Source organism: Nostocoides japonicum T1-X7, assembly GCF_001046855.1.
GTDB classification, from domain to species: Bacteria; Actinomycetota; Actinomycetes; order Actinomycetales; family Dermatophilaceae; genus Nostocoides; species Nostocoides japonicum.
On the sequence record NZ_HF570958.1, the window covers coordinates 3,706,509 to 3,713,555 of the forward strand.

Annotated in this window: 6 protein-coding genes; 3 read left to right on the plus strand and 3 right to left on the minus strand. The window is 73.3% G+C overall.

Annotation, left to right across the window (positions count from 1 at the left end; genetic code table 11):
- Positions 1-75: 75 nt before the first annotated feature.
- The 3 genes from BN12_RS16805 to mraZ form a co-directional block, all read right to left on the minus strand.
- Positions 76-966, minus strand: coding sequence for a hypothetical protein (locus BN12_RS16805; RefSeq protein WP_048554269.1), 891 nt, complete (start codon positions 964-966; stop codon positions 76-78).
- The gene (gene rsmH / locus BN12_RS16810; protein WP_048554271.1) at positions 963-1,943 is read right to left on the minus strand and encodes a 16S rRNA (cytosine(1402)-N(4))-methyltransferase RsmH; all 981 of its coding nucleotides are present in this window, start codon (positions 1,941-1,943) and stop codon (positions 963-965) included. Before rsmH ends, BN12_RS16805 begins: the two co-directional genes overlap by 4 nt.
- Positions 1,944-2,087: 144 nt before the next feature.
- Complete coding sequence (mraZ, locus tag BN12_RS16815) at positions 2,088-2,519, minus strand: division/cell wall cluster transcriptional repressor MraZ (RefSeq protein ID WP_048554272.1); 432 nt, start codon at positions 2,517-2,519, stop codon at positions 2,088-2,090.
- Positions 2,520-2,845: 326 nt separating this feature from the next.
- Here mraZ and BN12_RS16820 point away from each other — a divergent pair, with 326 nt between their 5' ends.
- The 3 genes from BN12_RS16820 to BN12_RS16830 form a co-directional block, all read left to right on the plus strand.
- Positions 2,846-3,889, plus strand: coding sequence for an AAA family ATPase (locus BN12_RS16820; RefSeq protein ID WP_407667808.1), 1,044 nt, complete (start codon positions 2,846-2,848; stop codon positions 3,887-3,889).
- 6 nt (positions 3,890-3,895) lie between these two features.
- Complete coding sequence (locus tag BN12_RS16825) at positions 3,896-5,155, plus strand: DUF58 domain-containing protein (RefSeq protein WP_048554274.1); 1,260 nt, start codon at positions 3,896-3,898, stop codon at positions 5,153-5,155.
- Positions 5,152-7,047 (plus strand): transglutaminase family protein (locus tag BN12_RS16830; protein ID WP_162233098.1); only part of this gene is annotated, 1,896 nt, incomplete at its 3' end. The genes BN12_RS16825 and BN12_RS16830, both read left to right, overlap by 4 nt.

The following is a 7,047-nucleotide window of genomic DNA, read 5'->3' on the forward strand; positions in this document are numbered from 1 at the left end:
CCCGCGCGCCGGCACGCCGCGGTGCCGGGCGCTCCGGTGCAGTCGGGGTCGACCTGCGGGATGTCACAGCGGCGGCTACCTCGAGGTCGTCGTGCGGGTCGTCGCGGTGGCGGACGTCGTCGGCTTCGCGGTGGCCGGCTTGGCGGTGGGTTTTGCCGTCGCCGCGCGGTGGGCCGCGGCGACGGCCTTGGCCAGCTGGGCCCGCTCCGCCGCCGTCGCGGGCCGCGTCGTCGTCGTCGTGGTCTCCGAGGCGGGGGTCGTGCCGACGGCCTTCGTCGCGACGGTGGTCCGGACGGTCGCCGTCCTCGTCGCGGCGTCGACGGACGTCCGCATCGTCCGGGTGACGGCCTTGTCCTTGCGGTCCGGGGTGACGACGGTCGTCACGACGACCGCGTGCCCGTCCTTCGCGTCGACGCTCGTCGCCACCGTCTGGACCACCCCGTTCGCCTTCGGCGTGACGACCGTCGTCGTCGTCACCGTGCCCTTCGTCGTCACCGTCGTCTTCCCTGCCGGCTTCTTCTTGGGCGGCACCGGGGTCGGCGACGTGATCACCGTAAAGCCGGGCACCTTCTGGGCGGCCTTCGCCACGCCGAGCACCCGGCCGTCGGACAGGTCGAGGAACGCGGCCGTCGTCGACGGCACCATCCCGAGCCGCAGCGCGCGCTGGGCGAGCGCGGCGGGTGCGCTCTGGGCGTCGATGGCGGCGTTCAGCCCGTCCTGCTCGTCGGCGAGGGCACCGGAGCGCGTCTGGAGGTCGTCGAGGACGAAGGACCCCTTGGCCATGGCGGTGTTGAGGACGAGGACGAGGAGGAAGCCCCCGACGAGCAGCGCGAGGCAGATCGCGGCGAAGACGCCGCCGCGCGGCCGGTCGACGGTCCCCCGGATGACCCGCAGCGCGCGACCCTCGGCCGAGGAGGCGCGGTGCGGCCGGAATGCGACCCGTGCCCCAGCTGTCATCTGGCTCATCGCGAGGTTCCCTTCGTCGGGCGGATGCGTTCGGCGGCCCGGAGCCGGACCGATGCGGATCGGGGGTTCGCGGCGATCTCCGCGTCCGAGGCGCGCTCCGCGCCCCGGGTGAGCAGCCGCAGGTATGCCGCGTGCTCGGGCAGGTCGACCGGCAGGCCGGGAGGCGTCGTGCTCGTCGCGCCGGCGGCGAAGGCCTGCTTGGTGATCCGGTCCTCGAGCGAGTGGTAGGCGAGGACGGCGAGCCGCCCGCCGACCCGGAGCCGGCCGATCGCGGCCGCGACCGCCCGGCGCCAGGTGCCCAGCTCGTCGTTGACCTCGATCCGCAGCGCCTGGAACGTCCGCTTGGCCGGATTGCCGCCGGTCCGCTGGCTCGCGGCCGGAACGACCCGGCGGAGCAGCTCGACGAGCCGGGCCGAGGTCGTGAAGGGCTCGCGCTCCCGCTCGGCGACGATCGTCGTCGCGATCCGCCGGGCGAACCGCTCCTCCCCGTAGTCCCGCAGCACCCGCTCGAGGTCGCGCGCGGCATACGTGTTGAGGACGTCCGCCGCCGTCGGCCCCTCCCCCTGGTCCATCCGCATGTCGAGGGGGGCGTCCTTGGCGTAGGCGAAGCCACGGTCGGCCTCGTCGAGCTGGAGGGAGGAGACGCCGAGGTCGAACAGGCCGGCGTCGTAGGCGGGGAGGCGGAGGTCGTCGAGCACCTCGGCGAGCTCGTCGGAGACGGCGTGGACGAGCTGGAGCCGGTCGGCATACGCGGCGAGCCGCTCCCCGGCGAGGGCCAGCGCCTCCTCGTCACGGTCGATGCCGACGACCCGGACCTCGGGGAACCGCTCGAGCACCGCCTCGGCGTGTCCGCCCATCCCGAGCGTCCCGTCGACGTAGACCGCCCCCGCCTCGGAGAGGGCGGGGGCGAGGAGCTCGACGACCCGGTCGCGCAGCACGGGCACGTGGCGCTCGGCGGCCGCACCGCGTGAGGTCATCGTGGGCTCCTCGTCGGACCGGGTCGGGGGTGGAGGGGATCGGGTGGGCGGTGGTTGCTCCTGTCGACGGGTCCCCATCCGCCGCGGCCCGGCCCGGGGGAAGTCGGGTCGGAACGAGCGGCTGGAGGCCGGCCGGCAGGCGCGTCAGAAGAGTCCGGGGACGACCTCCTCCGACTGCTCGGAGTAGCTCTCCTCGTTGGCGGCGAGGTACTCCTCCCACCGAGCGGTGTCCCACAGCTCGATGCGGGAGCCCTGGCCGATGACGGTGCAGTCGCGGGTCAGGCCCGCGTACTGGCGCAGGACCGCGGGGATCGTGATGCGGCCCTGTCTGTCGGGGATCTCGTCGGAGGCGCCGGAGAGGAAGACCCGGATGTGGTCGCGGGCCTTCTTGCTCGTCACGGGGGCCGCCTGCATCCGCTCGGTCACCGTGACGAACTCGTCCATCGGGAAGACGAGGAGGCAGCGCTCCTGGCCGCGGGTGACGACGAGGCCGGGGGCCAGCCGGTCGCGGAACTTCGCGGGGAGGAAGAGGCGGCCCTTGTCGTCCAGGCGCGGGGTGTGGGTACCGAGGAACACCGCCGCACCTCCCCTTCGCTCGACCCTGCGGCTCCGACCCGATCCGCTGTCCTCCACTTTACCCCACTGTTGTCTTCTGTAGTCGCCAAAGACGCCGTGTTCATGAACTTCTTTCGCTGTTTTCGCAGGTCAGCATCGGTGGTGCAAAGTGGAGGAGATCTGCGGACCAGATGCCGGTCCGACGCCCTTCGAACCGGACAGCGCTTCAACCCGTTCCCCCTGTGTGTGCTCGTGAGGCAAGATCGAGGTCTGAGGCCGGGTCGGGTGGCACGGGGCCCACTCCCCCTTCGCAGGTCATGGCCGAGCCCCTCCACGGAGGACCTCGCGTGGACCACTACGACCAGGACCCCCACCGCGTCGCCGACCTCGCGACCGGTCGGGGGCTGGACCCCGCCTTCGACGACGTGACCGGCCGCACCGCGAACCTCGATGAGGTGCTCGAGGTCGCGACGCGGCTCGCGAACGCCATGAACTCCGTCATCGAGGGCAAGAAGCCCGTCGTCCGCGTCGCCATCACCGTCCTCCTCGCGGAGGGGCACCTCCTCCTCGAGGACGTGCCGGGCGTCGGGAAGACGATGCTCGCCAAGACCCTCGCGCGGTCCATCGACTGCTCGGTCAAGCGCATCCAGTTCACGCCCGACCTCCTGCCGAGCGACATCACCGGCGTGAGCGTCTACAACCAGGACGTCCGCGCCTTCGAGTTCCGGCCCGGCGCCGTGTTCGCCAACGTCGTCGTCGGCGACGAGATCAACCGGGCCTCACCGAAGACCCAGTCGGCGCTCCTGGAGTCGATGGAGGAGCACCAGGTCACCGTCGACGGGACGACGTACACCCTCCAGCACCCGTTCATCGTCATGGCGACCCAGAACCCCATCGAGATGGAGGGCACCTACCCGCTCCCGGAGGCCCAGCGGGACCGGTTCATGGCGCGGATCTCCATGGGGTACCCCGCGACCCACAGCGAGGTCGACCTCCTGCTCAACCACGGCGACCGCTCCCCCCTGGACGCCCTGCGGCCGGTCACCGACGCCGCGACCATCACCTCGATGATCCGTGCCGTCCGCACCGTCCACGCCGCGCCGTCGATCGCCCAGTACATCGTCGATCTCGCCGCGGCGACCCGGGAGAGCCCCGCGCTCCGGCTCGGCGCCTCGCCGCGCGCGGGGCTCCATCTCCTGCGCGCGGCCCGGGCCCACGCGGCCCTCGCCGGCCGCGACCACGTCCTGCCCGACGACGTCCAGTCGATGATCGTCCCCGTGTGGGCGCACCGCCTCCACCCGACCGGCGAGACCCAGATGGCGCGGCGCACGCCCGCGGACGTGCTGTCCGACCACGTCCAGCGCGTACGGGTCCCGGCACCCCGACGCTGACCCGCCATGCGCCGCCTCACCGACTACCTCACGACGCGGGGGAAGTCCGTCCTCGCGGCGGGGATCGTCATGGTCCTCGCCGGGATGGCCCTCGGCGTCGTCGACCTGTCGAGGATCGGCGTCCTGTGCATCGCGCTGCCGGTGCTCGCGGCACTCCTCACCCGGCACCACGACCTCGGCATCACGGTCGAGCGGACCGTGCGTCCCTCCCGGGTGCCCATCGACAGCGTGTCGACCGTCGACCTCGCGATCGCCAACCCCGGGCCACGACGGACGCCGCTCATCATGGCCGAGGAGCACGTCGACTACGCCCTCGGCGACCGCCCGCGCTTCGTCGTCCCGTCGATGCGTGCGGGCGAGCGCCGTGTCCTGAAGTACACCGTCCGCTCGCACACCCGGGGTCGCCACCGGATCGGGCCGCTGGCCATCCGGGTCCGGGACCCGTTCGGCCTGAGCCTGCGTGCGGCGGCCCACACCGGGCATACCGACGTCCTCGTCCTCCCCCGCGTCGTGCCGCTGACACCGGCCCGCGCCAAGGGGTCCGAGCTCGGCGCGGAGGGGACGATCCCGCACATGGTCGCCCTCCACGGCGAGGACGACGTGTCGATCCGCGAGTACCGCGACGGCGACGACCTGCGCCGCATCCACTGGCCGGCGACGGCGCGGACGGGCGAGATCATGGTGCGGCAGGAGGACCGGCCGGCGACGCGACGCGCGACGGTCCTGCTCGACTCCCGCGCCTCCCGGCACCGCGGCAGCGGCACGTCCGCGACCTTCGAGTGGTCGGTGACCGCCGTCGCCTCCGTCATCTGCCACCTCCTCGACCTCGGGTATGCCGTGCACCTGCTCACCCCGCGGGCGGACGTCGACGCGCGGATCCACCAGAACGTCGACGAGGAGGACGCCCTCGACACGCTCGCGGAGGTGACGACGACGGGCGACGAGGCCCTCGCCGACGTCCTCCGCGCGGCGAGCGGGGTGACGGCCTCCGGAGGGCTCGTCGTCGCCGTCGTCGCCTCGATGGGGGACGACGACGCGCGGGCGCTCGCCGCGCTGCGTCAGCCGGGGTCGAACGGGCTGGCCTTCGTCGTCCGGACCGGTCGGGGCGCGCGATCCGGCTCCGAGGAGATCGACGGGGCGGCCGAGGCGACGGCCGCCGTCCTCGTCGGCGCCGGCTGGTCGGTGCTCGTCGTCGATGCCCACGCGCCCCTCGACGAGGCGTGGCGCCGGGTGAGCGGCGGCGAGCGACAGGTGGTGGCGGGGTGACCAGGGCCCGCCCCGTCGACGCCCTGCTGGCCGCCCTCGCGACCGTTGCGGTGCTGCTCCCTCTGCGGACGCTCTTCGACCCCGACAGCTTCCTCTGGCCGGCCATCGCGGTCATCCTCGTCGTCGGTCTCGCCGGCGTCGCGGTGCGCACCCTGGTCACGGCGCGCTGGCCCGTCGTCCTCGTCCAGGCGGTGGCCGCCCTCCTGACCGCCGTCGCCCTCCACGGCCGGGGGCACCTCTGGCACGGCCTGCCGACGCCCGAGATGTTCGCCGTGTGGAACAAGGTCCTCGCCGACGCCATCGCGACGATCCAGAACTACTCGGCCCCGGCACCCTCGACCCGCGGCGTCATCGTGGGGATCACGCTCGGCGCCGGGGCCGTCGCGATCCTCGTCGACGCGCTGTCGGTGACCTACCGGGCGCCGGCCGTCGCCGGCCTCCCTCTCCTCACGGCATACCTCGTCTCGGCCGCCAACTCCGGTGTCGGGCTCTCGGCCGTCTACTTCGTCATCGCCGCGTCCGTGTGGGTCCTCATGGTGGGACGACAGGGCGTCGCGTCGTTCCGGCGGTGGGGGATGCCCATGCCGCTCGACGCCCCCGAGCGGCGGCTCGCCGACGAGGCGCTGTCGCTGCGCTACACCTCGGCCGGGCGACGTCTCGCGGTCGGCTGCCTCGCCCTCGCGGTCATCGTCCCCATGGCGCTGCCCCACCTGCCGGCACGCTTCCTCCTCAACGGCCTGGGACGCAACCCCGACGGCGTCGGCGTGGGCAACAGCATGCGGCTGTCGAGCAGCCTCGACGTGAGCCGCAGCCTGCGCAGCCAGAGCCAGGGGTCCGTCCTGCGCTTCCGCAGCGACGCGGCGGTCACCGAACCGCTGCGCGTCGACGTCCTCACCGACTACTCCGGCGGACGGTGGACCTCGCCCGACAGCACGACGTTCGGGGACCGGCTGCCCAACCCGCCCGAGGGCATGACCGACGACGTGACGCGGAGCGTCGCCCGGATCTCGGTGACGGACAACAGCATCGACGCACCCCAGCTCGCCGCGCCGTTCCCCGCCGTCGGCGTGTCGATGGGCCGCACCCCGTGGGCGACGACCGCCGCGGGCACGATCCGCACCGATCGCCGGCCCTCGAGCTACCGCATCGACTACCTCAAGCTGAGCCCGACGGAAGCGCAGCTGCGCGCCTCGACGGTCCAGACCATCGACTACGGCGGCATCGACCCGGCGTACGTCGACGTCGACGCGGGCTCCCTCAACGTCGTCAACCGGACGGTCGACCGGCTCGTGCCCCGGGACGCCGACGCGATCACGACGGCCCGGGCGATCCAGAACTACCTGCGCGGACCGGGGTTCACCTACTCCCTCCGGGTGCCGCCGCTGACCGCCGCCGACCAGGGCAACCCGCTGCGGGCCTTCCTGCGCGCCAAGCAGGGCTACTGCGTCCAGTTCGCGACGGCGATGATCATGATGGCCCGGTCCCGCGGCATACCGGCCCGGATGGCCATCGGGTTCCTCCCGGGGCACCTCCAGGCCGACGGCTCCTACCTCGTCCGCGCGTCCGACGCCCACGCCTGGCCCGAGCTGTACTTCAGCGGGATCGGCTGGCTGCGGTTCGACCCGACGCCGGGCTCGCGCTCGGGTTCGGCGCCGATCTACTCCTCCGCCCCGCTGCCCAGCGACGACGGGACGACGGCGACCGGGGCGACGGACACGAGCTCGGCGAGCGCGTCGACGGCACCGCGCACCGTCGAGAACCAGCAGGACAACGCGGGCGGTGTCGCACCGCACACGGCGCCGCCGCTGCGCCTGTGGCAGACCGTCCAGAGCCTCCCCGCGTGGGTCTGGTTCGTCGTCGTCCTCCTCCTCGGCGCCTTGAGCACGCTCGTC